The sequence below is a fragment of the Rhodospirillales bacterium genome, assembly GCA_028824295.1.
Classification (GTDB): domain Bacteria; phylum Pseudomonadota; class Alphaproteobacteria; order TMED109; family TMED109; genus VXPW01.
Genome location: JAPPED010000033.1, coordinates 20,760 through 44,662 on the forward strand (window position 1 = coordinate 20,760; position 23,903 = coordinate 44,662).

A 23,903-nucleotide genomic window follows, 5' to 3' on the forward strand; every position below is an offset into this window, starting at 1 on the left:
GCCTCATCCGTACAGGCCGTGGAGAAACCAGCGGGAGACACCGTTGCCGCGGAGGCCGGTGCGATAGAGCCAGTAGCGATGCCCGTCCGTGTCTTCGACACGCCAATAGTCGCGTGTCGCCTGGTCGGTGTGCGGTACCCACCATTCCGGAGCAATGCGTTCAGGACCCGCGGCTCGGGTGATGCGCCGTCGCACCCGTCGCCAGATGAACAAGCGCGGCGGGCCATCCGGCATCAAGGCTATGACCTGCAAGGGTTCCGGTCGTTCAAACAGACGGAACGGGCGTGGAGGGAGGTCCGGGTACGAAAATGGGGATGTCTTGGCTTCTCCGGGGCCAGCAAAACGCTCGGCCTGTTCCGGGAAACGGCGTTCTGTGAAAACCGGACGGAGGACGGCATCGGCTCCCAGGCGCGCCACGAGTCGGTCGACCAGCGGGGCAAGGTTGTCCTGCTGACTGCCGTCGAGTAAAGGCTGCCTGGCTTCCAGCGGTTCCACCAAGGTTGCGTGAATCACGATGGCATCGATCCCGAATCCAGGATCCACGGTTTCGAGTTTGCCTGCGAACAGGCGCTGGAGATGATCCTTGTCCCGCGTCGGCCGGGAGGCCGCCACGGTGCGTTCGGCCATGCTTCCGTCGATCCCGAAACACCAGAGCGCAAGCCGTCTTGCGCCATGCTGGCCGCGTTTCAGCGCAACCGTGAGCCGGGCCATCATGTTGGCCAGCGCCGTTTCCAATCCCTCTCGGTGCATGACCGGTTCCGCGAAGTCCAGACGCCACCGATAAACCGGTGGCGGGGCCAGGAGGGAGAGATGTTCGTTCCGGTTGCCGAGCACCTGGTCGAGGCGCTGAAGCAGCCCGTTTTCGGCGCCGCAGGGTGGGAATCTGCGCTCCAAGGCTGCGCGTGGCAATCGAGTGATCGCGCCGATGGTGCTTAGCCCCAGGTGACGCAGTGTCAGGGTGTGGCTGCGCGTCACTCCGAGGGCCTCAACGGGCAGGGTCTTCAAGGCTGCCCGGACCTTGCCGGGTTTGACGATGCGTTGGTGCTCAAGGGCAAAGCGAGCCAAGGCTCTGGCGGCACCGGGAGTATCGGCGAGCCCCAGGCGCGTCTCCAGCCCGAGCCTCGTCAGCCGTTTTGAAACCGTTTGCATCATCGCCTGCTCGCCACCGAACAGATGGGAGCAACCTGTGACATCGAGCAAGAGACCGTCGGCGCCGTCGCATGCGACGCGGGGTGTGAAACGGCCGCACCACAGTCCCAACTGCACGAGGGCTTGTTGGTCAGCGAGGGGATCCGCCTTTTCGACGGTGATTCCTGCCACCAGGGCACGGGCGTCGACCAGACGCATCCCCGGCATCAGGCCGGTGTGTTCGGCCCGCTCATCGACGGCCGTCAGCACCATTCCGCGTCGACCGGGGGCCGCCAGTACCAGCGGAGGAGAGTTAACTCGCTCGAAGGACTGCGGGGCGGAATGTATTCCGCTCGTGGATAGCCGTCGCCGGTCGATGGCCCAGCGCGGCAGCCACACAGAAAGCACCCGCTTCATGGTGCCACTCCACATTGCACCGCGCTGGGCGACCGCCCCGGCAGCGGACGAGTCCGAGGCGCCACCGGGGCGCTCCGGGAGCGCGGATGTCGAGCGAGTCGTGAGCGGAGGGGAGAGTCCTGACCAGCCATCGCGTGGCCGCTGCGCTGGTTGGAACGAGTCCATCGTCGCGCAGCAGCAAGGCGGGGGTCATGCTTTCCTGAGCGGCCAGCGACAGCCGTCGGGTCATGGTGAAACCAATGCTCCTGATTTCGGCGAAAACCGCCGCCAGGGCGCCGGAGCGCAATCCTTCCTCCATGGCCCATAGGACCTCCTTGTCATGCCGGGCTCGGACGATCAGCAGTGCGTCCGGATCCCCCCCGAGGTCGCGCCATCCCCAGCCATGTAGACGGCCGGATCGACTTGCATCGCTTTCACAGATCAGGACGGTGTCACGTCCGGCCCGGTGCGACAGTCGATGCAGGAGGGCAACGAGAAAGGCTGCAGCCGACGGTCCGTCGGTGCCGGTGGTACCGGATGCTTCGTGCAAGGCGCCCGGCGTTAGCCCGTTAGGGGGGAGTGCGTCATCCAGCGTCTTGATTCCCGGAAGCCAGGCGGAATCCGGCTCGACAGGTGTGTGCTTCTTCGGTGGTCCTTCCAGCGCCGTGATCCGTTGCCGTAAGGTTGCCAGTGCGACGAAACGGGAGCTGTTATCCACGACGTGTCCGCCCGTTTCGTTCATTGGAGACCAGAATGTTCTTTATATGTTCTCTTAATGATATGTCAAGAACTGGATGTCGGATACAGAAGCCGGTCCTGGTCTAGCTTTTTTCGTGGTTTCTGTGCCCGCAAGGCCCGCTCGCCGGCTGCCCGGATGTTCTGCGGCAGCCAAGACCCCGTGGGGAGCGGGCACGCGTGTCTTGCCGCCATTCGCGGCCGAAGGATCCGCCAGGCCGCTTCCGCGTCACGCCTGGCGCGGATCTGGCTGTGAAGTCGGGCGGGACGTCCAGTGAGACACGACGCGGACCACGACGGCGGACACGGCAAAACAGAGTACGAGGAACGGTCCGGCCGGAAGATCAGCGGCAGCCGATGCCAGGATTCCTGCGATGACCGCCACGCCGCCGCTCAACAGGGCACGCAACAAATTGTACGAACCATCCGCCCGTCGCCCGGCCAGCGCCGGCAGAATCAAGCTCGCGAAGACGACGTACACGCCCAACAATTGAACGGATGCGGTGATCGCAAGTGCAAACAGAAGAAAGAACCCTTGTCCGCTCCGGAGATTCGGGTACCCGAGCCACAGTCCCGCGACCAGCAGATACACCGGCAGGAATGCGGCCAAATCTGACCATGACGTGAACAGGATCTGCCCTGAGAGCACGTGCTCGAGCTCTTCCCCTCCATGCGGGCTGTTGGCGAGCAGCAGCAGTGTCACCGACGCCGCAACGATGAAGCAGCTGCCGATGACCGCCTCCTGCTCGGCGGGCATGATCTTTTCCACCCACCGGAAAAAAAACGCAAACGTCGCCGCCGATCCGAATGCCGCGACCTGGATTCCGGCCCACGACGGCTCCATTACCCAGACGTTCAGCGCGACGATCGCGACGCCGGCCACCTGTGCCGTGGCAAGATCGATAAAGACGATTCCCCGCTTCAGGACCTCAATGCCAAGCGGCACGTGCAGCGCCGTACACAGGAGACCGGTCACGAACGCCGGCATGATGATCTCAAGGATCTCAGTATTGATCATGTACTTCTTCCAACAGCGCGAGCGTGACGTCAAAAAGGTCAAACAGGTTATCGACCCCCTCCAAGCCGCCGACGGTGAAGGGTAGCTCGACAATCGGGATTCCAGCCCTGTTGGAAAGCCACTCCATCCCCTTGGTCGGTTCATACGGGGCGCGGAGAATAGCCCGGGCTCCGGCACTCCGGGCCAGTTCCAGGACCTCTTGCAGATGGCTGACGGTCGGCGGGACACCGGGGAGGCGTTCGATCGCTGCGGCCTGTCTGATACCGGTCCACTCGTACAGGTAGGCCCACGATTCGTGGTACGCGACAACGGGCATGCCCGCTAGGCGCGACGACCGTTCCATCCATACTGCCGAGGCGCCCCGCCAACGCTCCTGGAATGCCGACAACTGCTGGCGATAGGTTTCGGTGTTCTCCGGATCGATCACGACCAGCCGGCGGGCCAGCTCCGAGGCCATGTAGCCAATGTTCTCCGGCAGGAGTTGCACGTGCGGATTCCCCTCCGCGTGCACGTGTCTGGGTCTGCGGTCGACGACGCTCGGAGGATCCAGCAATCGGACATGCTCGCTGGCGATCAGGTGTCCGGGCTGACCATGCTGGAGGGACGCACTCGCGCCAAGCTGCAGGAGAACAGGGAGCCAACCGTCCTCCAGGCCTGCCCCGGTGCAGAACAGCACATCCGCCCGGCGCACGTGTTCGATGAGACTGGGGCGCATCCGGATGTAGTGTGGGTCTTGACGGCCATGCGTTCCCGCGTAGACGCTGACCGCATCGCCCCCGATTTCCGAGGCCAGGGCCGCCCACTCGGGTTCGCAGGCAAAAATCCGCACCTCGGCGACGGCCGGGGATGGTTCGACCATCACCAGCACGGCCAACGGGGCGCCCCAGATCGCCCACGCAAGTGGTTTCAGCAACATTGCTCGGCCCCAATTGTTACGCATGGCCGCATACGTTCCCAAACTCATGATGGGCTGCAGGTACACTTGGGCGTCAGTCTCAACGTGGGTCAGGGATCCCCGGCCGAGCTGCAACGGCGTCCGTCCGAAGCCACTGTTGGCCCGCTCGGCCGTCGGCGTGATGGTGGAAGGATAGTGTTCGACCTTGTACTCGTCGCGCATCGCGTCGGTGGCCGAACTGACCGGACTAAGGCGTGTGCGACGGGCACCAATCCGCCGAGCGTGGTTGAACGCGTAGGTGTGTGGCAACGTGTCAGCCGGCCCCTGCGCCCTCGACTTCGTGTATGTCCAGTTCTTCTTCGACTGCGCAGTAGTCGTTTCCGATTCGTCAGAAAACGTCACCCGGCAGGGTGAGCCCCTGTTTGCGGAGAATGCCGGTGGGCGCAAATGCGCCGTGGACATTAAAATCGTGGGAAGGCGTGTCCGCGGAAAATGGGCCTTCTGCGAGCCGATCATGATGCTCATGCTCGTCGTCATCGGCATGGTCATCCCGTGGTCGTCGCCACTCCTGCGCCCGGCAGTGATCCGCTCGATCCATACGCACTGATCGGAACCGACGGGTTGCGGCTGAATTCACCCGCAAGGCCGACGTTGCCGAGAACGCGCCAACAACGTTGCCGGAAGCGGGGAAGGGAACGTCGTCCCGGAAAAGCCCCACTCCGGCTTCCGCGCACGAAGCGATCAGAAACGCGGACGCAAACTCGAGTCTGGTATCGCTATCGGGTTTGTCGCTGAAGCCCCGGTACCGAAGCAGACTAGTCGGGAATGGCCTCCAGCCGGGTCAGGATCTCGGAGAAGTACGAAAAGAGGTCCGTGACCTCGGGGAAGGAACCCACCGTGGAGGGCAGCTCCACGAGCGGGAGGCCACTTCGCTCCGACAGCCATTCCGCGGCGTCGGTGGGCTCGTAATTAGCACGAACGATGGCCTTGACTTCCGTCGAACGGGAATGTTGGAGCACTTCCTGAAGGTATGGAGCGGACGGCGGGATGCCGGGCACGCGCTCCATGGAGGTGACCTTTTCCAAGCCCAACCAGTTGAAAAGGTAGGCCCAGAAGGCGTGCTGAACGATCAGCGGGGTGCCACGGAGCGCTTCCGCGCGGGGCTCCCATTGCGCCATTGCGTTGTCCCAGCGGGCATGGAAGTCCGCCAGCCGGGACTGGTAGGCATCGGCACGATCAGGATCGATTGCGCCGAGGCGTGCGGCGACCTCGCTGGCAAGCACCGTGATGTTGCGGGGGTCAGCGTGGACGTGCGGATTGCCGCTTGCATGGACGTCACCCATGCTGCGGTCGATGACCGTGGGACGTTCCAGGACCTCCACGTGTTCGGCCGCCATCAGGTGGCCCGGCTGTCCCGGCTGGATGCCCAGTCGTCCGCCCCGTTGCATCAGGACCGGGAGCCAGCCGACCTCAAGCTCGGCCCCGGAGCAGAACAGGAGGTCCGCCCGGCGGATCTGGGCGATCAGGCTCGGCCGGGCGCGGATGTGATGGGGGTCCTGCCCGCCGTGCGTCGCGGAGTACACGGTCACGTCACTGCCGCCCACTTCCTGGGCAAGGGAAGCCCACTCGGGTTCGCAGGCGAATACCCGCACCTCCGCCGAGGCCGGGAGCGTGGACAGGGCTGCCGCTGCCGCCAGGCAGCCCGCCACCAGGGTGCGTGTAAGGAAACGATGCATCGCGCCCTCCGTCAGAACGTGTGGGCCGCGTGGGCGCCGAGGCTCATGATGTACTGCAGCAGGATCTGGTCATCCTGCTCGACGAATACTGGGGCATCTTCGCCGTGCGCGTCCAACCTGCCATGGACGAAATTCTGGACTTCCTCGCGGTTGTACTGCAGCCGAATGCGGCTGAACTCGCTGTTGGTCCAGTCCGCCATGACCGCGTAGCCAACGGAGTCGTCGAGTGCAGGAGTGACAAGGTCATGTTCGCAATGGTCGCCGTGCAGCACGCACCCAGGGATGTCCGGTGGGGTCAGCCGCGCGTAGCGGGCACCAATCCTGAAGTTGCGATTGAGTTTGTAGATGCCCTGCACGTAGAACCCCATGGCGGTCGAATCGGTGAATGTCGGGGTGTCGTACTCGCCAGGAAGGCTGTAGTAGCCGTCCTCTACCCGCCAGAACACCTCGCCCTGAAGGATCACCTCCTGTTCGCGGGGATTGCCCGTGGGCGCCCAGGTCACACGGGCGTCGACGGCATACATGGTCGCGTCGCCCGAAAACTCGCCGTCGGTGAACGCGTCGATATTTGCCCACGCCGCGAGACCTTCGTCTTCAGCGTGGTCGTCGTGATCGTCGTCGTGCGCGTCATGGTCGTCGTCATGCGCGTCGTGGTCATCATCGTGTGCGGCGTGATCGTCATCATGCGCGTCGTGGTCGTCGTCGTGTGCGGCGTGATCGTCATCATGCGCGTCGTGGTCGTCGTCGTGCGCATCGTGGCCGTGTTCGTCTTCCTCCCCGCCATGCGCGTGGTCGTGGCCGCCAGCGCGGTTGTGAGCTTCGCCTGCCATCATGTAGGCGCCGATGCGCCACGCACCGTTGCGGCCGAAGTCACCGCCCATCCGCCCAAAGACAGACCAGGCATTGCGGCCGTTCGCCGAACCTGCGAAGGGGACGTCGTCGCCGCGGAACAACCCGCCGCCGACCTCGGCGTAGATGTCGGTCGGCAGGACGTAGGAGAGCTCAAGGCCGTCGTCGTTGAACGAGTGGTCAAGGAAGGCCCGGTAGGGGATGGGACGGTCGGAGAAATCGTCGGCGTGCAAATGGATCTCGTTGAGGTACCCGAAGGTCCACAGCGCCCGCCCGGCCTTGATTCGTGCCCCGTCCGGCAGACCGGCGCCCGGCAGCGTCTGGATGTAGAACTCCTCCACCTCCAGTTCGACCGACTCGCCCGGAGGGACTTCCAACGCGATCGTCGCGGCCCCGAAGAACTTGTCGTCCACATTCCCGGTCAGCGTGAATTCGGGGTGGCCCAGCGAGAAACCTTCGACAGGACGTTCGGCACCGTGTCCCACCTGGAATCCGGCAGGCGCGAAGGCCTCAGATTGGGTCGAGTACCGGGGATCCAGGACCATGCCGATCGCGGGATTGAAGACATTGTCCGTGGTGAATGCCTTGCGCCCCATCGGGGAGACCGCTGGCTGTGCGGGCTGGGCCGGGGTAGTCGTCATGGCCTCGAGCTGCCCTTCCAGGGCCTGGATGCGGGCCTCGTATTCCTGCTTGATGGCCTGGATCTCGGCAGCGAGTTCCTCTGCCGTCGGTGCCGAATCCTGGGCGTGCGCCTGAAGCGCGATGCAGACCATGATGGACGAGAGGCCTGCTGTCCACAGAGCCTGGACGATGGTGCGCATGTCGAAAGCCTTTTCCTGTTCCGAGCGAGAGTTGGGCGTCGGTTTCCTCGTCCCGCACAACAGATGTGCCGTTTGAAAGGTCTCCGGGCGGACTCCCGGAGCGGATGAAACCTTATAACAGCTGTTACATAGTAACAACCGTTGCCCTGCCTCGAGTACCGGAAGGTGACCCCTGCGGGCCGCGCACGGAATCATTCTCACCTGCTCCGCACGTATCGTGCTCGCGGTCGGTGCGAGCACCAGTTGCCCGGCTCGCAGGTCTCAGGTCAGGCGGACATCGGAGGAGCGCGGATGCGGTTTGCTCGCAGTGTGCGAGTCGCGACCGGAAGCGAGGTGGTCGTGGTTGGCGGCTCGAGAAAGCTGAGTGCGCGATCCTGCAGAGTAATAGGGAGAAGAGAAATCTCTGCAGAAACAAGCGGGAACTCGCATGGCCCTTGCTCATCGTGCGAATGCTCGTCGTGGCCGAACTCCACCGCATGGTGGCTGGCGGCGACTTGCGCAACCAGTAGACCGACAGCGAGCGGGACGCAGAGGCAGCTTCGGGTCAGGGACGTGATCCTGTGACCAGCGTAGCGAGCCATTTCGTCAGACTACATGACCTGTCCAGCCCCCAGCTAGCGGGCTGGCGTGAAGGATCCAGTCGCACCGGCAAGCCTGTTTCCTGACGGCCGCGCCGGGCCCACAACCAGAGCGGTGGCTCGTGTTCCGACCCGCCCGATGCTCAGTTTTCCGATGCGGTGTGTGCGCCCTGCGCACTGCTAGCTTCGGATCCACGAAAGCAGGAATCCGCATAGATTCCGTGATTTCAATCGTGCTTGCTATCGGCGGCCGGCGGAGCGCCAGCATTGCGGACGGTGGTCGGCCAAGTACACTGGCTTGACGAGGAGGATTGCGAATGAGTTCCCCAATCGTTGCCCAAGAGGAGCCCTTCTGCGTCGAAGTCGAGGCTGGAAAGAACTACGCCTGGTGTGCCTGTGGCAGAAGCGAGAAGCAGCCCTGGTGTGATGGCTCACACCGGGACACAGAGTTCTCGCCGGTCGTATGGAAGGCAGAGAAATCAGAAACGGTGTTCCTGTGCGGGTGCAAGTCGACCGGCGACAAGCCGTACTGTGATGGCACCCACAACATGCTTTGACCATGTGGACGACTGAGCAATCGGCAGCGGTGCTGCTGGAACACCGGCGCAAGCTTCGACCCCAGCACGAACTCCCATCGGGAGCGGTACCTGCGGACCGGGATGCGGCGTACCGCGTGCAGGATGCACTGATCCAGCTTCACCTTGATGCGGGCGACGGCCCGGTGGCGGGGTGGAAGGTCGCGCTCACCAATCCGGCCATGCAGGCAATGTTTGGTGTGGACGAGCCGGCCGAAGGCGCCATCTTCGGGCCCCTCGTGCATGCATCGGGGAAACGACTGGATCCCGGAAAGTACCGTCATCTGGGTGCGGAGGGCGAAATCGTCCTCCGCATGCGCGAGTCGCTCACGCCGGACCAGGCTCCGTTTACCGCAGAATCGGTGTCCGAGTCCGTCGGCGGGTACATGGCCGGGATCGAGATCGTCGACGATCGGGATGCGGGCGCGGACGCGACCATCGGGCTCCTCGTGGCCGACAACGCGATGAACTACGGCTGCGCGCTCGGGCGCGAATCGGCGTACACACCGACGATCGATCTCGCGCGTGTTTCCGGGCGGTTGACGATCGACGGTCAGCCGGCGGGGGAGGGCGTCGGCGAGAACGTGCTGGGTGGTCCGCTGCACGTCCTGGCGTTGCTGGGGAACTCGCTGGCGAGACGCGGCCGGAGCCTGCGGGCGGGTGACATCGTCATGACGGGAAGCCTGGCGGTGACCGTCTGGCCGCAACCGGGTGAGGCGATTCGGTGGGAGGTTGATGGACTTGATCCCGTTGAGTTCTCGCTTGCCCCCGACGGGACGACGTAAACATGGGGATGGTGGAAGAGGTCCGGGTCCACCGACTCGTGGAACATCTCTTGGCTGGTCGCGCCGACGGCACCGCGTTTGACGGGACATGGGACGACAGCCTGACGCCGCAGACGATGGCGGAGGCCTATCGCGTTCAGGATACGATTGTCCGGCGCATGCGCCCTCGGGGGACCGAACCCGGCGGCTGGCGGATCGCGCTGACCACGGATGCCCAGCAGAAGCAACACGGCGTCGTGCATCCGGTGGTCGGGCCTGTCTGGGATCGGGACCTGCACGCTTCCCCGTTCGGATTGCCTGTCGGCGACACGCATAACCCGCTGGCGGGCGCCGAACTTGCACTGCGAATCAAGCAGCCAATGTCGGCCGAGGATGGTCCCTGGAGCCGTGAATCGGCGGCCGCGGCCGTCGAAGCGGCGGCGTTGGCCGTCGTGATTTACGACGACCGCAACATTTCCGGGCTGGCTGCGTACACGATCGGGCTGGGTATCGCGGACCTGGCCGGCTCAGCCCTGGGCATCCTCGGCCCGGAAACTGATGACCTCGGCGCGCTGGAACTCGATGGCCTCGAACTCCACACCACCTTGGACGGGCGTGACGTGGGCGTGGCCAGCACGTCGACCTATCTCGCTCATCCGTACGAAATCGTGTCCTGGGTCGCGACTCATCTCAATGTCCGCCGTCGACAACTTGAGCCGGGCGATGTCGTGCTGCTGGGATCCCCGGGTGATCCGTTTCCACTGGGCCCTGGCGATCGAATCGCGGTCGCCAATGACGCGCTTGGCATTGCGGAACTGGCGCTTGAGGTTCAACCGGGGGCCGCTTGACCCGTTCAGAGACTGGGGCGGCGCTCGCAGAGGAATTGGCTGAACCGGTCCCGGCTGTGGAACAGTAACGTGGACGTCTCGACCGGCGTGTAAGGCGATTGCTTGACGTCGGTCCACTGGCCGTCGTCGCGAAGTCCACGGCAAGCCAGGTCCGCGTCTTCGGGCCGGTGCACCCGCACTTCGTACTGATTGACGCAGTCGCACGCGCAGACCCGAAGCATCTCGAAGCCGTCAACGGGGATCTCTTCACCCGCGTGGGCGATCGCGGTCAGACAGCTAAACGCGACCCAGGCAACTGCGTTTCGGAATGCGGTGTGCATGGGCCTATGGTGCACCGAAGCACCACACTTGCCAAGTGCCAGGGGCAGTGATCGAGAGGGGGGCGGCGCTCCGCCTGCAATCTCTCGAGACCGTCAGCGGGCTGGCGTCCTCTTGGTCGTTTGGCCGTTGGCCGAAGCACCGAGGATCACCTTCGTCGGGTTGACGCGGAGCACGCAAACGTATCGGCCTTGTTCCAATCGCGCTGCGCACATGAAAAAAGGCCGGACGGGCATCGCCCGTCCGGCCTCGAATAGCTGACTGGAATGCCTGGACGCGGATGGACCGCGCCCAGGTTCCGGTTCTAGGTCAGGCTGCCGTGATGTCCTCCGGACGGATCGGCAGGTTGCGAACCCGCTTGCCGGTCGCGTCGAAGATCGCGTTGGCCAGCGCCGGGGCAAACGGCGGGACCATCGGCTCGCCAACACCACTCGGAATGTGATCGTTCTCGATCCGGTGGAGGTGGACGTTGAGCGGAGCGTCGTCGATCCGCGTCACCGGGTAGTCGTGGAAGTTGCTCTGCTCCACAGCACCCTGGGCATAGCTGATGATGCCCTGGCGTGCGATGGTGTTGCCGTAAACGGCAGCGCCTTCACACTGGGCCCGGATCCGTTCCGGGTTCGCGCCCAGACCGCAATCCAGCACCGTGTCGACCCGCGTGATGGAGTAGTTTCCATCGTCCGCGACCTGCACGCGCACCGCCTGGGCGATGTACGACAGGAACGAGCGGTGCACCGCGAGACCAAGACCGTGCCCCTTCGGAAGCGGTTTCCCATATCCGGAGACGTCACGGGCTTTCCGCAGCACGCCGGCCAGACGGCCGGTGTCGATCGGGTAGTCCTCGATCGGGTCACCGTAGTTCCAGTAATCCTCGACCTTCTCTTTCGTCAGGTCGATGATTGCCGGCTCACCGATGAGCTCAAGCTGGAACTCGACCGGGTCGCGGCCGATCTCGTGCGCCAACTCGTTCGCGAAGCTGTTGATCGCGAAGGCGTGCTGGATGTTGTTCACGGAGCGGTACCAGCCGATCCGGGTGTGCAGGTTCGCATCCCCGTTCTCGATCCGAATGTTCTCGATCGAGTTGTAGGGCATGTCGATCAGGCCAAGACCGTGCTCAATGTTGAACCCGATCTTCTGTTCCGGGACCCACAGACCCAGGATGGACGGGAACGCCACACCGTGCCGCCATCCGGACACCCGGCCGGCGTCGATGACCGCGCTGACGCTCTGGGCACTCGCGGCGTGGTAGTAGCCGTTCTGGATTTCATCTTCACGGGTCCAGACCAGGCGCACCGGGGCGCCTACCTCGCGTGAGAGGTAAGCCGCTTCCACGGCGTAGTCCGCCTTGGACTTCCGACCGAACCCGCCACCGAGCAGGGTGATGTGCACCAGCACATTTTCCTTCTCGATGCCGAGTACCTCGGCGATCGTGTCCCGAACCGCCATCGGATGCTGGGAGGCTGCCCAGATCTCGACCTTGCCGTCCTGGTAGTTAGCGACCGCTGCCGGCGGCTCCATTGGCATGTGGATGAAGTACGGCACGAAGTATTCGCGCGTGAACTCCTTCGCCGACGCCTTGTCACGGGCCAGCTCGTAGCTGCCGCGTTCACGGATCGTGGTACCCGGTTCGGCTGCCGCCTTGCGGAGCGCAGCGTCGTACGACGGGCTGTCGAGGGCACTGTTCTCCGATTCGGACCACTGGACGTTGAGCGCCTTGCGGCCTTCCAGGGCAGCCCACGTGTTGTCGGCGATAACGGCGACACCGCCCAGCTGCTTGAACGCGATCGGCAGGTCCGGCATCGGCAGCTCGATCGTGCCGCGGACGCCCGTGATCGCCATGGCGGCGGAGTCGTCGTAGCTCTCGACCTTGCCGCGGTACACCGGCGAACGCGCGACCACAGCGGTCTTCATGCCGTCCAGCATCGTGTCCGCACCGAACATGCCCTTGCCGGTGGTCATGTCGACCAGGTCGACGTACGCGTCCGGCGTGAAGGCGGATTCGTTGGCGATGTACTTCCAGTCGCTGCGGTCCTTGACCTGGACCGTAGCCGGGTCCGGAGCCTCGAGGCCGGCAGCCGTGGCGACGAGCTCGCCGAAGTCGGCGGAACGGCCGCTTGTAGCGTGGCTCACGCGGTGGTTCTGCGCAACGCACTCTTCAGCTGGCACGCCCCACATTTCGGCGGCAGCCATCTCAAGCATCTTGCGCGCGCCCGCACCGGCGGCCCGCAGGTGATTGATGTCCCGACGGACCGAACGGGAGCCGTCCGTGTCGAGCTCTTGGCCGAAGTCGTTCCACTTCTGTTCGGCGTCCGCCTGGACGACCGAGCAGCGAGCCCAGTCGGCTTCCATCTCGTCAGCGATGATCATCGGCAGCGAGGTGCGGACACCCTGACCCATTTCGGACCGGGCGCAGGTGATCGTTACGGACCCGTCACCGTCAACCGCAACGAAGAGGTTGGCTTCGAGTTTCCCTTCCGCCGCGTTTGCGGGAAGGCCCAGCAACTGATCGGAACCAAGCCGGGCACCCAGAACGAATCCAGTGGTACCGGCGATGCCCTTCAGAACCGTGCGTCGGCTCAGATTAGTAAGCATGGTCATGGTCAGACCTCCTTCGCGGCCGTTTTCACGGCAGCGAAAATGCGCTGGTACGTGCCGCAGCGGCAGATGTTGCCGCTCATGCCGTCCAGAATCTCCCGATCCGACGGATCCGGGTTCTGGGAAAGCAGGGCCGCCGCTTGCATGATCTGTCCAGACTGACAGTAGCCGCACTGGGGAACGTTGTGAGCACGCCAGGCCCGCTGTACGGGGTGGTTGCCCTCCGCGTCCAGCCCTTCGATCGTGGTCACTTCCATGCCCTCAGCGGCCGACACAGGCGTGACACACGCCCGCACCGCTTCACCGTCCACGTGGACGGTGCAAGACCCGCAGAGACCGGTGCCGCACGCGAACTTGCTCCCGGTAAGGCCGAGCACATCTCGGACGTACCACAGCAGGGGCATGTTCGGGTCGCCGCCGAATTCCTGCGGATTGCCGTTGACAGTCAAATTCATGTCAACTTCCTCCTCGTTGTATCCGGACCCGCGGCCGCGAACCCGGAACTGGTGGTCGGCGTAGCAACCCCTCCAACTGGGAGCCGCCGCTACGTCGACAGCAGCCCCATGGTACTTTGCAAGGCGCGCAAGTCCAAATCGGGGCAATTCGTACGGTCGCGGCTCCAAAGTGGCGGGGCCTGAGGTCGCGCCTGGAGGGAATGATGGACAGTCTCGTCTATGCGGACGGAACCTGGCACGAGGGTGATCCGCCGCTCATCGGCGCCCTCAGCCAGAGCTACATGCACGGCACGGCCGTATTCGACGGCGCGCGGCTGTTCAACGATTGTGTCCCGGATCTCGGCCGCCATTGCGAGCGTCTTCTTCGGTCAGCCGCGGTGATGGGATTGGACCAGCCCGTCGATGCAGCGACGGTCGAGAGCCTCGCGCGCGAGGGCGCGCGCCGATTCGAGACGGGTGCTGAACTCTACATTCGTCCGTCCCTGTATGCGGCCCGCGGATTCCTCACGCCGGAGCCGGGGAGCACCCGTTTCCTGCTGTCACTCATGCGGATGGCGATGCCGGCTGCGCACGGGCGATCGATCACCGTGAGCCCGTTTCGTCGCCCCGGACCGGACATGGCCCCGACCGAAGCCAAGGCTTCGTGTCTCTATCCCAACGGATCGCGGGCCCTGCAGGACGCCGAGCGGCGGGGCTTCGACAATGCGCTGATGCTGGATGGCGACGGGAATGTGGCGGAGCTTGCGTCGGCCAACATCTGGCTGGGTCGCAACGGAGTCGCGATCACGCCGGTTTGGAACCGGACGTTTCTCAACGGAATCACCAAGTTGCGGGTATCTGCTCTCCTGGGCGAGCTCGGAATCGATGTCGTCGAGCAGACGGTTTCGCTGGACGACGTGATGGGGGCCGACGAGGTGTTCAGCACCGGGAACTGGGGCAAGGTGCTGCCGATTACCCGCGTCGACGATCACGAGTTTCCCGTGGGCCCCCTGTATCGTGCGGCCAGAGAGGCGTACTGGGCGTATGCCAAGACGGAGCCGTTGTAGGACGAGACACCTCGGCGGTCCTCGCAGTGCCGGCCCCCGGAGGGTCATGGCGTCTCTGGACCGGTGCCGGTTGCTAGGGACAGATCGGTGAACTTGCGGGCCGGCGCCGGCCCGCCAGAATGCCGAGCTTCAAGGGGATGTCGCCATGCAGTTGAGACTTCGGCAGATCTGCCTCGTCGCCGGCAATCTGGATCCCGTCGTGGATGCGTTGTGCCGGGTCTTTGGGCTCGCGGTCTGCCACGTCGACGACGCCGTTGCCGAATACGGGCTCGTGAACGCCTTGATGCCGGTCGGCAGCCAGTTTCTGGAAGTAGTGGCGCCGACCCGGCCGGGAACCGCGGCGGGCCGCTACTTGGAGCGGCGCGGCGGGGACGGCGGCTACATGGTTATTACCCAGTGCGACGATTTGGATCGCCGCCGGAGCCGGGTCGATGAACTCGGCGTCCGTGTCGCCAACCGCCTTTCCTACGGCCAGTTTCAGGGCATGCAGCTTCATCCCAAGGACACGGGCGGCACGTTCTTCGAGATCGATCGCCAGGAGGACGGTGATTCTGGGGACGGCGCGTGGCATCCGGCGGGCCCTGATTGGCAACCGTACGTCCGCACGGGTGTGGTGTCGGCGATCGCAGCGGCAGAGATTCAAAGCCCTGATCCTGACGCCTTGGCGGCGCGCTGGAGTGAGATCGCGCAAATCCCACTGATCCGGGACGCGGCGGGGGTGGCGACCCTGCCCCTTGCCAACGCGGATCTTCGCTTTGTCGTCGCGTCCGACGGGCGGGGCGAGGGACTGGCGGGACTGGATCTGGCCGCCGCGGATTCTGACGCGGCGATCGCCAGCGCACGCAGCCAAGGCTTCCCTCAAGATGGGAACGTGATTCGGGTCGCTGGAATGCAATTTGCACTCGTGTGAGGCATTGGCGAAGGTGGCGCGCCACGATGCCCACTGACTGCATTCCTGATGGGTCCCGCTAATTCAGACCAAAGGCTCCGGAGGCTATAGGCAATGTCTGATCATCTTTTGGAATCACGCGACAACGGCGTGGCATGGCTCACCCTGAACCGCCCGGATCGCCTGAACGCGATGAGCAACGAGATGCTGGATGGTCTCCTTGCCTCCATGCTTCGATTGGCTGCGGATGAGGAAGTCGGCTGTGTCGTGCTGACCGGAGCGGGACGCGGATTCTGCGCCGGCGGTGACGTCAAGGGCATGGCGCAGGGGTCACTTCGGGAAGCCAGCCTCGAGGGCCGGATGCAGGCGCTGCGGCGCAGGATGGAAGTCAGCCGCGTGATCTACGAGATGCCGAAGCCGGTGGTGGCCATGGTTCGCGGTCCCGCCGCCGGGGCCGGGCTGTCGGTGGCCCTGGCCTGCGACCTCCGAATTGGCGACGAGACCGCGCTGATGACAACTGCGTTTGCACAGGTCGGGCTGTCGGGCGACTTCGGTGGATCTTGGTTCTTGTCCCGACTGGTTGGTGCCGGCAAGGCCAAGGAACTCTATCTCACGGCCGCCCGGCTCACGGCATCCGACGCTCTTGAACTGGGGATCCTCAATCGCGTGGTGGCCAGTGACGCCCTCGAAGCCGAGACCCGGGCGTTGGCGGAGGGGCTGGCCTCGGGGCCCCGCGTCGCGCTGGGCTACATGAAGCAAAATCTCAACGGCGCCTGGACGGCTTCCCTATCCGAGACGCTGGACATGGAAGCCCGCAACCACACACGTTCGGGCTTTACCGAAGATCACCTGGAGGCCTCCAAGGCCTTTGTCGAAAAGCGGAAGCCCGAGTTCAGCGGCCGCTAGCGCTCGGCGTGCGATTGCCGGATCCGGCGCCCCACCGGGGGCGGGACAGCCGCGGCGGAATCAGAGCATCCGCTTGAGCGTGCCGTGCTTGTCGACAAATTGGTGTTTGAGGGCGGCGCCGGCATGGATGACCACGACCGGCAGGAGTCCGTAGGCGACGGCCGCGTGCACGCCGATGGCCAGATCCCGCAGGGTTTCCGACTGCGGGAAGACGGCCGGGATCACGAACAGGTCGAGAAACGGAAAACCGGCGCCGGCCGAGGTCGAGATCACGTAGCCGGAGGCCGGTAGGGCAAAGACGGCGCACAGCAGCAGGGCGTGGGTGAGGCGTGCCCCGTGCCGTTCCCAGTCGCGGAGTTCGGCCTGGAGCGGCGGGGACGGCGATACGAACTTCCAGACGGCGAACAGGACGGCCAATCCCAGCGCGGCCATTCCCAGCGAGCGATGCAGCGACAACGCCAAGTTGTACCGGCTGTCGAGGTAGCTCAGGTCCACTATCCAGGCACCCAGCGCGGTCAGTCCGATGATCCCGGCCGCAAGGAGCCAGTGAAGAAGTTTGCTCGCCAGGCCGTAGCTGCTTTCGGTGTTGTACAGCACGACGTGGTGGCGGGCGCCGCGCTACTGCCGGATCGCCTCGAGCATCAGGTGGATTTCGACTTCCTCTGCCGCCGGCCCCAGGTTGTAGTCCATGCCGAAGTCCCGGCGTTTGAGGACATAGGTGCCTTCGAAGCCCGCGCGGTAGCCTCCCCAGGGATCACTCCCTTCACCGATCAGGCGGACGGGGAACGAGATGGATTTCGTTACCCCGAGCAACGTCAGGTCTCCGGTCAGGGTGCCGCCGTCCGCGTTCCCCTGGAAGCCGGTGCTGACGAAGGTCACCTCGGGGAACTCGTCCACGTTGAAGAAATCCTCGTTGCGCAGATGCTTGTCTCGTTCCGCATGATTGGTGTCGAGACTGGTCGCGTCGATGGTGACTCGGATGCTCTGCACATCTGGCCCGGATTGCGGATCGTAGGTCATGCTTCCCTCGAAGCGATTGAAGCGACCGACCAGCCAGCTGAAGCCTAGGTGCTGGGTCCGAAATTGAATGAACGAGTGGCTTGGGTCGACCGTGTATTCCGCCGCACTCGCTGGAATGCCCGGACCCGTGGAGAGGAGGGCAGCCAGCACGGCGGCAAGGAAGACGGGCGTGGTGGTTCGATACGTCATGGGAGGCACGGCGGTTCCGGGAGAAGATGGCGTGAGAGTAGCAAGCAGGCAGGCGGCGGGCACGGCGTCCCGACGCTGCCCCGTTAACCGGCGCAGGTCGGTTCGGCGAATGGGCAGTGGTATGCTAGATGCCTATGTCTTTTGCTGGACCAGTTGTGCGTCTATTGCTTCGTCGGGCGGCGGCGGACCCGCGTGTTCGGAAGGCAGCCGCGGAGACTGCTGCCTCGGCAGTTCGCGAGGCGCGCGATATCGTCAACGACCCGTCGCCGGCCCGAAAACTCGGACGCCTTGCCGGCCGCGCGAAGCGGCGGCTTTCGGAGGCCGTGCGGAGCGACCACTAACTGTGCCGGGTCAGGTTGGAGTGTACTGGAGGCTCGGGCAGGCAGTGGCTTGCGCGCTGGCCCTCGCTGCATGCAACAGCCCAGAGGTACCGCCCAAGCCCCTAAACCCTGAGGTCGCCGCATTTGATCGTCTCCAGATGGCGTTGCCTGGCGGAGATGGGCCGATCGACGCGGAAGCCCTGGTGCTGGCCGCTATCGAGTACGCACCCTCCCGCCGCCGGGCGGAGGCCCGTTTGGCCCACATGGCTGCGTCCGTGCAGTTGACGGAGGTTAACCAGCCGTTCCTGTACGCACCGGAAGTCGAGTACCACACGGAAGGGGCGCCCTGGACTTTGGGATTGTCGGTCGAACGACCCTTTACCCGCGAAACCCTGCGGACAGCCCGAACTGACGCTGCGGTTGCCGAACGCGTAGCGGCGCAATGGGCTCTCGAGCGCGTGGGATGGGAGGTACGCGACCATATCCTGAAGGCTCTTGTGCGCATCGAGCACACGCGCCTTGAAATCGCCTTTGCCGAGGAAGATGTCGAACTACGGACGCAGGTGGAGGCGATGCTGCGGCAGGGGCTTCAGGCCGGCGTGTCGCGTCTGGCAGACGCCCAGCGAGCGGCCGCCCTTGCCCAGCAGGCCAGGCTCGCGCTCGACGCGGCGCGCTCGCGGGCGGCGGAGGCCGAGACCGCACTTGCGGCTGCTCTTGGCGTGTCGCGAATGGCGGTTCTGGGACGTGGAATCCGGCCACCGGTCGGTGAGTTGCTGCCGTCACAAGTCGACCCCGCCCAGTTCGACGCGATGCTTCGCCGGGCCCTGGTGCGCCGCTCCGATGTACTGGTGAAGATTGCCGCCTATGGTGCGGCCGAGGCGAGGCTCCGCGTGACGCTGGCCGAGCTGACTCCCGATATCACCATGGGGCCAGGCATCCTTTGGGACCAGAAGGACCTTGTGCTGCGTCTTGCCGGCGCCATCGTTCCGGTGCCCGAGATTACGGATGCGCGGGTCGCGATTGCGCTGGCACACCGGGACGAGGCTCGTCTGGCCTTCGAAGAGATGCAGGCACAGGTCCTCGCCGATGCCGAATCGGCATGGTCCCAGTTGGCCACGGCGGGCCGGGAATCCGCATCGGCGGAAGCCGAAATCACCGCCGCCAGCGAGTACGCTGCGCAAACCGCGACTGCAATCCGTCAGCGCACGTTGCCGGCTGCCGCTAAGCCTGACGCGGATCTTCGGTTGCTTGCGGCTCGCAGGGCGGCGGCAGCGGCGGAGTTGCGCAGGCAAATGGCCTTGATCAATCTGGAATTTGCGATGGAACGGATATTCAGCGACGATTCGGTTCCACGCGGAGCCCCCTGGCACCGCCCATCGCGGGATGACCGATGAAACCCGCCGCTCCGGATCGATGCGCGTAGTTCTCGCCCTGATCGCCGCATTCGCAGGTGGCTATGCAGCCGTGTACGGGCTGCAGCGCTTCGCCCCCGACGAGGTCCTTGCTGCGGTGAGCTTCGGACTGCTGCCGACCACTCGGGTTGAAGATCACGCGGATTACGATGTCGACGGCCTGGGCATGGCACGCGACGATGACGATGACGATGACGATGACGATGACGACGACGATGCACCGGTCGCGCTGCTGGAATTTCGTGACGAAGAACGCGTCCTGATTTTTCCACCTGGTGTAGCTGAAGCGAACGGCGTCGTGACGGCGCCCGTGCGGGCTGCGAACTGGGTGGAGCGCTACACGAAGCTTGGGACCGTCCTCGATGTTGCGTCCCTTCTCCGCGATGTTGCTGCACTGCGCGGGACGGAACTGGTGCTCGGCCAGTCTGAGGCCAGGCTCGAGCCGTTGCGGAATCGACTCCATCGCCTGCAGCAGGCATACGACACCGGATTGGTCCTGCTGGCCGACGTCGATCTGGCTGAACGCACCTTGCGTGACGAGCAAATGATCCTGGCGGAGCACACGGCCGCACGTGCGCACACCCTACGAAAGATCCGGCACGGATGGGGCGCCTATTTCGCAGAGGCGGCGGCCGAACGCTTGCCGCTCCTCGAAGCGTTGGCGGACCGAAGCCGGGCGTTGGTGCAGGTGTCGCTGCCCGAGCCCCTCAGCGGGCGCGGTTTCCACGCCGAAATTCAAGCCGGCGATGCTGTCCGTCCGGCTGAGCCGATCGGGCCGGGATACGCCGAGATCGCCGGTATGGGTCCAGATGCGGTGGTGCTGTTGGCCGAAGGTGCCGGCTTGCGTCCAGGCCTCCGGGTCGAGGTCACATTCCGGGGAACGGAAGGCTTCGAATCGGGATTCGTGCTGCCGACCGGGGCAGTGTTGTTCCATGGCGACGGCATTTGGGCTTATCGCGACCTGGGCGACGGACGCTTCCACCGCTTGCCACTGAGTGGGCTCCGCCGTCTTGACCGCAGCTGGTTCGTCCCGAAGTCGGTTTTGGCTTTCGACGCCCGCGTCGTGATTCGGGGTGGCCAGATGCTCTTGGCCGAGGAATTCCGGGCGGAGATCATGCGCGAGGACGACGACTGAATTCGTGCTCGCTCTGATCGTCAAATTCTCGATCCGGCATCCGGGCGTGGTGGTGACGCTTGCTGCCGCGTTGGTTGCGGCGGGGTTGTGGCGTCTGTCCGAGGGCGCCTTCGACATATTTCCGGAGTTTGCTCCTCGGCAAGTCATCGTTCAAACCGAAGCACCCGGCTTGACGGCCGAACAGGTGGAAACTGGTGTCACTCGCCCGCTTGAGGAGGTTCTCAGGGGACTGCCGCGATTGGTCGGGACGTTCTCCGAATCGATCAGCGGCCTGTCGATCGTGAACCTGACGTTCGAGGACGGTACCCGGGACGAGATCAACCGGGCAGCCGTCGCTGCGCGGCTCGCGGTCGCGTCCGGTCAGCTTCACCGCTCGGCCGCCACGCCAACGATCGTTCCGCTTTCCTCCAGCGCGGCCACCGTCATGACCGTCGGATTTACCGCCGAACGGGCGCCCGAACGCCTTCGGTCCACGGTCGAGCGGGTCGTGCTGCCGCACCTGCTGGAGATTCCCGGCGTGGCCGACGTCAATGTCTTCGGCGGCCAGATCGAAGCCCTCCAGATTCGGCCCGACCCGGAGCGCCTGAGGCGTGCGGGGGTAACGATTGGCGAACTGACGGAAGCAGTACGGGCCGCTGGCTATCGGGGCAGCGGGCGGGTCGACACGCCCAACCAGACCCTTGCCGTCGTGGTGGGCGAGGGCGCGCTGTCGGTGACAGCCCTCCGGGCTCTCAACATCGCCCGGGCCGACGGGACGCGCATTTCTCTCGCCGACATCGCCGACATCGGGTTTGGCGCCTCTCATCCGATCAGCATGGCGACCGTCGGCGGCGAGCCCGCCGTGCTGCTCATGATTATCGGTCAGTTCCAGTCAAGCACCGTGGCCGTGACCCGCGGGCTGGACCAGGCGCTCGACGACCTGACACCGGCCCTCGCCTCGATCGGAATCTTCATCCATCGCGACCTCTTTCGCCCGGCCAGTTACGTTGAACGCTCGGTTGCCAACATCTCCGCCCATCTCGCGATCGGTGCCGGGCTGGTTGTGCTGGTGTTGCTGGTGTTCCTCTTCGACGTACGGGCCGCAATCATTACCGCCAGTGCGATCCCGGTGTCCCTGATCGCCGCCGGGCTGGGGATGCTGGAGACCGGCACGACCTTCAACATCATGGTCATCGGCGGGCTGGCCATCGCCTTGGGCGAAGTGGTCGACGACGCCATCATCGATACGGAAAACATCATGCGGCGCCTTCGCCAGGCACTGACGCGTCCAGCGCCGCCCCGGGCCGACGACGTGGTGTTCGATGCTTCAATGGAAGTCCGGAGTTCGATGGTGCATGCAAGTGCCATCGTCATGCTCGTGTTTGTGCCGTTATTTGCGGTCTCCGGCGTGGCGGGCCGCATGTTCGCCCCGCTGGGTCTGGCCTACATCCTCGCAATCTTTGCTTCCTTGGTGGTCGCGCTGACACTGACCCCGGCACTTTGCCGGGTACTGCTGGCTTCACGTGGCGCGTATCGGGTGCCCCCGCTCATTCGGTGGATCACGCCTGTCTACGCGTCGACCCTGCGCTTGCTGGGCAGGGTTCCGGGCCTGACAGTTGTGCTAGCGCTTGGCGGCTCGCTCTTCGGCGTGGCGCTTCTGCCCGGGCTCGGCAGCGCGTTCCTGCCCGAGTTGCGCGAGGGTCACTACATGATTCACACATCGGGGCTGCCTGGGACCTCGCTGGAGGAGACCATCCGCACCGGTACCCGACTTACGCGGCAGGTGCTGCAGGTCGAGGGTGTACGGTCCATGTCGCAGTGGGCAGGGCGCGCGGAGCGAGGTGCCGACACGTATGGGAGTCACTACGCGGAATACGAGGTCGAACTGGATCCGCTGTCCGGCGCTGAACAACAAGCCGTATTCGACCAGATTCGGGAGATCCTGGATGGCACGCCCGGCATCGCTGCGGAACTCAACACGTTCCTGATCGAACGCGTGGATGAAACGGTCTCCGGTTACGCGGCCCCCCTCGTCGTCCGCATCTTCGGCCCGGACCTGGATGTGCTTGACGCCGCTGCCGCCCGGGTCGCCAACCTGCTCGACGACATCGCCGGCCTCACACAGGTACGCGTGCGCGCAGCGCTCGGACGCCCGCAAGCCGAGGTGCACCTCGACTGGCAGCGCCTCGGTCAGGCGGGAATCACGCCGGCCGAAGTGGTGGAGGCCGTCGAAGCGGCCTACGGCGGGCTCCAGGTCGGCACAGTGTTCCGCGACGGCATCCCGGTACCCGTGACGCTTGTGTTCGAAGCGACTGACCGTGCCAATCCGTTCGCATTGGGTGACCTCATGGTGCGACGCCTCGACGGGATCCTGGAGCCGCTGAGCGCGTTCTCAGACGTCCGTATGGGACGGGGCCGTTACACCATTCTCCGCGACGGGGGCCGCCGGTTGCAGGTGGTTACCGCGCACATGGCGGACGCGGACGTGGAAACGGTGGTACGGCGCGTCGAGGCGGCGCTCGTCGAGGCGGACGTTCTTCCCAGGGGCGTGTACTTCGATTTGGCGGGAACGGCACTGGAGCAGCGCCGCTCGCGGTCAGAGCTGGTGTTTGCCGCGCTGCTGGCCGGAATCGGCATCATGGTGCTGGCCAGAATTGCGCTGGGACGGGGGCGGGCGCTCTTGCTGGTCCTCGCCAACCTGCCGTTCGCGCTGGTGGGTGGTGTGGTCGCGGCCTATCTGACGGGCGGCGTGGTGTCGCTTGGCTCCCTGGTGGGTTTCGTCACGCTGTTCGGGATCACGTTGCGCAATTCGATCATGCTGGTTTCGCACTATCGGCATCTCGTGGTGGTCGAGGGCGCCCCCTGGACGATCGATACCGTGGTGCGCGGCGCGTCGGAACGTCTCCCGTCAATTCTCATGACGGCACTCGTGACGGCGCTGGCGATGCTTCCAATCGCGTTCGATGCGGACAATCCTGGTCACGAGATCATGGGGCCAATGGCGGCAATCATCATCGGCGGGCTGGCGTCGTCCACGCTGCTGAACCTGCTGGTCCTGCCGCTGATCATGCAGTTGTTCGGGAGCTTTGAAGCCGAGCGCCGGGAGGCGGAGGCGCTCTCCGCAAGCCAGGCAGCTTACGAGGGTTGAGGCCAGCGCGGCGGCGCCCGGCCGGAGCCTGGGCCCCGGCAGTGCCTCAACCGCGGTGGTCACGGCGGCAGAAACAGCGTTTCACCGTCATCCGCTGGTTTCCGATGGGCAACGGCGTGCCTGCCGGAACGACGGCTTCCCGCCACAT

The 23,903-nt window shown here is 64.9% G+C and carries 21 protein-coding genes; 10 read left to right on the forward strand and 11 right to left on the reverse strand.

What is annotated here, in order from left to right:
- Positions 1 to 3: 3 nt before the first annotated feature.
- The 4 genes from OXH60_13000 to OXH60_13015 form a co-directional block, all read right to left on the reverse strand.
- The gene (locus OXH60_13000) at positions 4 to 1,545 is read right to left on the reverse strand and encodes a DNA polymerase Y family protein (protein ID MDE0713036.1); all 1,542 of its coding nucleotides are present in this window, start codon (positions 1,543 to 1,545) and stop codon (positions 4 to 6) included.
- Positions 1,442 to 2,242: a hypothetical protein gene (locus tag OXH60_13005; GenBank protein ID MDE0713037.1), complete on the reverse strand. Its 801-nt coding sequence runs from the start codon at positions 2,240 to 2,242 to the stop codon at positions 1,442 to 1,444. The genes OXH60_13000 and OXH60_13005 overlap by 104 nt, the downstream gene beginning before the upstream one ends.
- A gap of 246 nt (positions 2,243 to 2,488) precedes the next feature.
- Positions 2,489 to 3,277: a metal ABC transporter permease gene (locus tag OXH60_13010; protein MDE0713038.1), complete on the reverse strand. Its 789-nt coding sequence runs from the start codon at positions 3,275 to 3,277 to the stop codon at positions 2,489 to 2,491.
- The gene (locus OXH60_13015) at positions 3,264 to 4,481 is read right to left on the reverse strand and encodes a zinc ABC transporter substrate-binding protein (GenBank protein ID MDE0713039.1); all 1,218 of its coding nucleotides are present in this window, start codon (positions 4,479 to 4,481) and stop codon (positions 3,264 to 3,266) included. The genes OXH60_13010 and OXH60_13015 overlap by 14 nt, the downstream gene beginning before the upstream one ends.
- 1 nt (position 4,482) lies before the next feature.
- On the opposite strand from OXH60_13015, the gene OXH60_13020 reads away from it, so the two are divergent.
- Complete coding sequence (locus OXH60_13020; GenBank protein MDE0713040.1) at positions 4,483 to 4,779, forward strand: hypothetical protein; 297 nt, start codon at positions 4,483 to 4,485, stop codon at positions 4,777 to 4,779.
- A 208-nt stretch (positions 4,780 to 4,987) separates the two neighbouring features.
- On the opposite strand, the gene OXH60_13025 is transcribed toward OXH60_13020, so the two are convergent.
- Both OXH60_13025 and OXH60_13030 read right to left on the reverse strand, forming a co-directional pair.
- Complete coding sequence (locus tag OXH60_13025; GenBank protein ID MDE0713041.1) at positions 4,988 to 5,908, reverse strand: zinc ABC transporter substrate-binding protein; 921 nt, start codon at positions 5,906 to 5,908, stop codon at positions 4,988 to 4,990.
- An 11-nt stretch (positions 5,909 to 5,919) separates the two neighbouring features.
- Positions 5,920 to 7,578 (reverse strand): hypothetical protein, encoded by a 1,659-nt coding sequence (locus tag OXH60_13030; protein ID MDE0713042.1) that lies wholly within the window; start codon positions 7,576 to 7,578, stop codon positions 5,920 to 5,922.
- 895 nt (positions 7,579 to 8,473) lie between these two features.
- On the opposite strand from OXH60_13030, the gene OXH60_13035 reads away from it, so the two are divergent.
- The 3 genes from OXH60_13035 to OXH60_13045 are packed head-to-tail and all read left to right on the forward strand — an operon-like array spanning position 8,474 to position 10,343.
- Positions 8,474 to 8,713: a CDGSH iron-sulfur domain-containing protein gene (locus OXH60_13035; GenBank protein MDE0713043.1), complete on the forward strand. Its 240-nt coding sequence runs from the start codon at positions 8,474 to 8,476 to the stop codon at positions 8,711 to 8,713.
- 2 nt (positions 8,714 to 8,715) lie between these two features.
- A complete protein-coding gene (locus tag OXH60_13040; protein MDE0713044.1) occupies positions 8,716 to 9,516 on the forward strand; it encodes a fumarylacetoacetate hydrolase family protein in 801 nt (266 codons plus the stop codon).
- Positions 9,517 to 9,518: 2 nt separating this feature from the next.
- Positions 9,519 to 10,343, forward strand: a complete 825-nt coding sequence (locus tag OXH60_13045; GenBank protein ID MDE0713045.1) for a fumarylacetoacetate hydrolase family protein — start codon at positions 9,519 to 9,521, stop codon at positions 10,341 to 10,343.
- Positions 10,344 to 10,348: 5 nt separating this feature from the next.
- Here OXH60_13045 and OXH60_13050 read toward each other — a convergent pair whose 3' ends face one another.
- The 3 genes from OXH60_13050 to OXH60_13060 all read right to left on the reverse strand — a co-directional run bounded on the left by OXH60_13050 (position 10,349) and on the right by OXH60_13060 (position 13,711).
- Positions 10,349 to 10,663: a hypothetical protein gene (locus OXH60_13050; GenBank protein ID MDE0713046.1), complete on the reverse strand. Its 315-nt coding sequence runs from the start codon at positions 10,661 to 10,663 to the stop codon at positions 10,349 to 10,351.
- 307 nt (positions 10,664 to 10,970) lie between these two features.
- Positions 10,971 to 13,259, reverse strand: coding sequence for a molybdopterin-dependent oxidoreductase (locus OXH60_13055; protein ID MDE0713047.1), 2,289 nt, complete (start codon positions 13,257 to 13,259; stop codon positions 10,971 to 10,973).
- A 2-nt stretch (positions 13,260 to 13,261) separates the two neighbouring features.
- On the reverse strand, positions 13,262 to 13,711 hold the full coding sequence (locus OXH60_13060; protein ID MDE0713048.1) for a (2Fe-2S)-binding protein: 450 nt from the start codon (positions 13,709 to 13,711) through the stop codon (positions 13,262 to 13,264).
- Positions 13,712 to 13,914: 203 nt separating this feature from the next.
- On the opposite strand from OXH60_13060, the gene OXH60_13065 reads away from it, so the two are divergent.
- From OXH60_13065 to OXH60_13075, 3 genes are all read left to right on the forward strand, one after another.
- The gene (locus OXH60_13065) at positions 13,915 to 14,757 is read left to right on the forward strand and encodes a branched-chain amino acid aminotransferase (GenBank protein ID MDE0713049.1); all 843 of its coding nucleotides are present in this window, start codon (positions 13,915 to 13,917) and stop codon (positions 14,755 to 14,757) included.
- Positions 14,758 to 14,902: 145 nt separating this feature from the next.
- Entirely contained in the window at positions 14,903 to 15,667 is a 765-nt protein-coding gene (locus OXH60_13070; GenBank protein ID MDE0713050.1) for a VOC family protein, read from the forward strand.
- 93 nt (positions 15,668 to 15,760) lie between these two features.
- Positions 15,761 to 16,552, forward strand: a complete 792-nt coding sequence (locus tag OXH60_13075) for an enoyl-CoA hydratase (protein MDE0713051.1) — start codon at positions 15,761 to 15,763, stop codon at positions 16,550 to 16,552.
- 60 nt (positions 16,553 to 16,612) lie between these two features.
- Here OXH60_13075 and OXH60_13080 read toward each other — a convergent pair whose 3' ends face one another.
- A complete protein-coding gene (locus OXH60_13080; GenBank protein MDE0713052.1) occupies positions 16,613 to 17,149 on the reverse strand; it encodes a cytochrome b in 537 nt (178 codons plus the stop codon).
- 21 nt (positions 17,150 to 17,170) lie between these two features.
- Positions 17,171 to 17,761 (reverse strand): YceI family protein, encoded by a 591-nt coding sequence (locus OXH60_13085; GenBank protein ID MDE0713053.1) that lies wholly within the window; start codon positions 17,759 to 17,761, stop codon positions 17,171 to 17,173.
- A gap of 478 nt (positions 17,762 to 18,239) precedes the next feature.
- On the opposite strand from OXH60_13085, the gene OXH60_13090 reads away from it, so the two are divergent.
- Genes OXH60_13090 through OXH60_13100 form a run of 3 tightly spaced genes read left to right on the forward strand, consistent with a single transcriptional unit; the run spans position 18,240 to position 23,755 of the window.
- Positions 18,240 to 19,475 carry a TolC family protein gene (locus OXH60_13090; protein ID MDE0713054.1) on the forward strand — a complete coding sequence of 412 codons (1,236 nt, stop codon included), beginning with the start codon at positions 18,240 to 18,242 and terminating at the stop codon, positions 19,473 to 19,475.
- Complete coding sequence (locus tag OXH60_13095) at positions 19,465 to 20,628, forward strand: hypothetical protein (GenBank protein ID MDE0713055.1); 1,164 nt, start codon at positions 19,465 to 19,467, stop codon at positions 20,626 to 20,628. The genes OXH60_13090 and OXH60_13095 overlap by 11 nt, the downstream gene beginning before the upstream one ends.
- Positions 20,629 to 20,632: 4 nt before the next feature.
- Entirely contained in the window at positions 20,633 to 23,755 is a 3,123-nt protein-coding gene (locus tag OXH60_13100; GenBank protein ID MDE0713056.1) for an efflux RND transporter permease subunit, read from the forward strand.
- Positions 23,756 to 23,903: the final 148 nt, after the last annotated feature.

Coding starts and splice junctions, on each gene's coding strand:
- OXH60_13000 (MDE0713036.1), bottom strand. CDS start 1,545: ATGAAGCGGGTGCTTTCTGTGTGGCTGCCGCGCTGGGCCATCGACCGG.
- OXH60_13010 (MDE0713038.1), bottom strand. CDS start 3,277: ATGATCAATACTGAGATCCTTGAGATCATCATGCCGGCGTTCGTGACC.
- OXH60_13025 (MDE0713041.1), bottom strand. CDS start 5,908: ATGCATCGTTTCCTTACACGCACCCTGGTGGCGGGCTGCCTGGCGGCA.
- OXH60_13030 (MDE0713042.1), bottom strand. CDS start 7,578: ATGCGCACCATCGTCCAGGCTCTGTGGACAGCAGGCCTCTCGTCCATC.
- OXH60_13035 (MDE0713043.1), top strand. CDS start 8,474: ATGAGTTCCCCAATCGTTGCCCAAGAGGAGCCCTTCTGCGTCGAAGTC.
- OXH60_13040 (MDE0713044.1), top strand. CDS start 8,716: ATGTGGACGACTGAGCAATCGGCAGCGGTGCTGCTGGAACACCGGCGC.
- OXH60_13045 (MDE0713045.1), top strand. CDS start 9,519: ATGGGGATGGTGGAAGAGGTCCGGGTCCACCGACTCGTGGAACATCTC.
- OXH60_13050 (MDE0713046.1), bottom strand. CDS start 10,663: ATGCACACCGCATTCCGAAACGCAGTTGCCTGGGTCGCGTTTAGCTGT.
- OXH60_13055 (MDE0713047.1), bottom strand. CDS start 13,259: ATGACCATGCTTACTAATCTGAGCCGACGCACGGTTCTGAAGGGCATC.
- OXH60_13060 (MDE0713048.1), bottom strand. CDS start 13,711: ATGAATTTGACTGTCAACGGCAATCCGCAGGAATTCGGCGGCGACCCG.
- OXH60_13065 (MDE0713049.1), top strand. CDS start 13,915: ATGGACAGTCTCGTCTATGCGGACGGAACCTGGCACGAGGGTGATCCG.
- OXH60_13070 (MDE0713050.1), top strand. CDS start 14,903: ATGCAGTTGAGACTTCGGCAGATCTGCCTCGTCGCCGGCAATCTGGAT.
- OXH60_13075 (MDE0713051.1), top strand. CDS start 15,761: ATGTCTGATCATCTTTTGGAATCACGCGACAACGGCGTGGCATGGCTC.
- OXH60_13085 (MDE0713053.1), bottom strand. CDS start 17,761: ATGACGTATCGAACCACCACGCCCGTCTTCCTTGCCGCCGTGCTGGCT.
- OXH60_13090 (MDE0713054.1), top strand. CDS start 18,240: ATGGCGTTGCCTGGCGGAGATGGGCCGATCGACGCGGAAGCCCTGGTG.
- OXH60_13095 (MDE0713055.1), top strand. CDS start 19,465: ATGACCGATGAAACCCGCCGCTCCGGATCGATGCGCGTAGTTCTCGCC.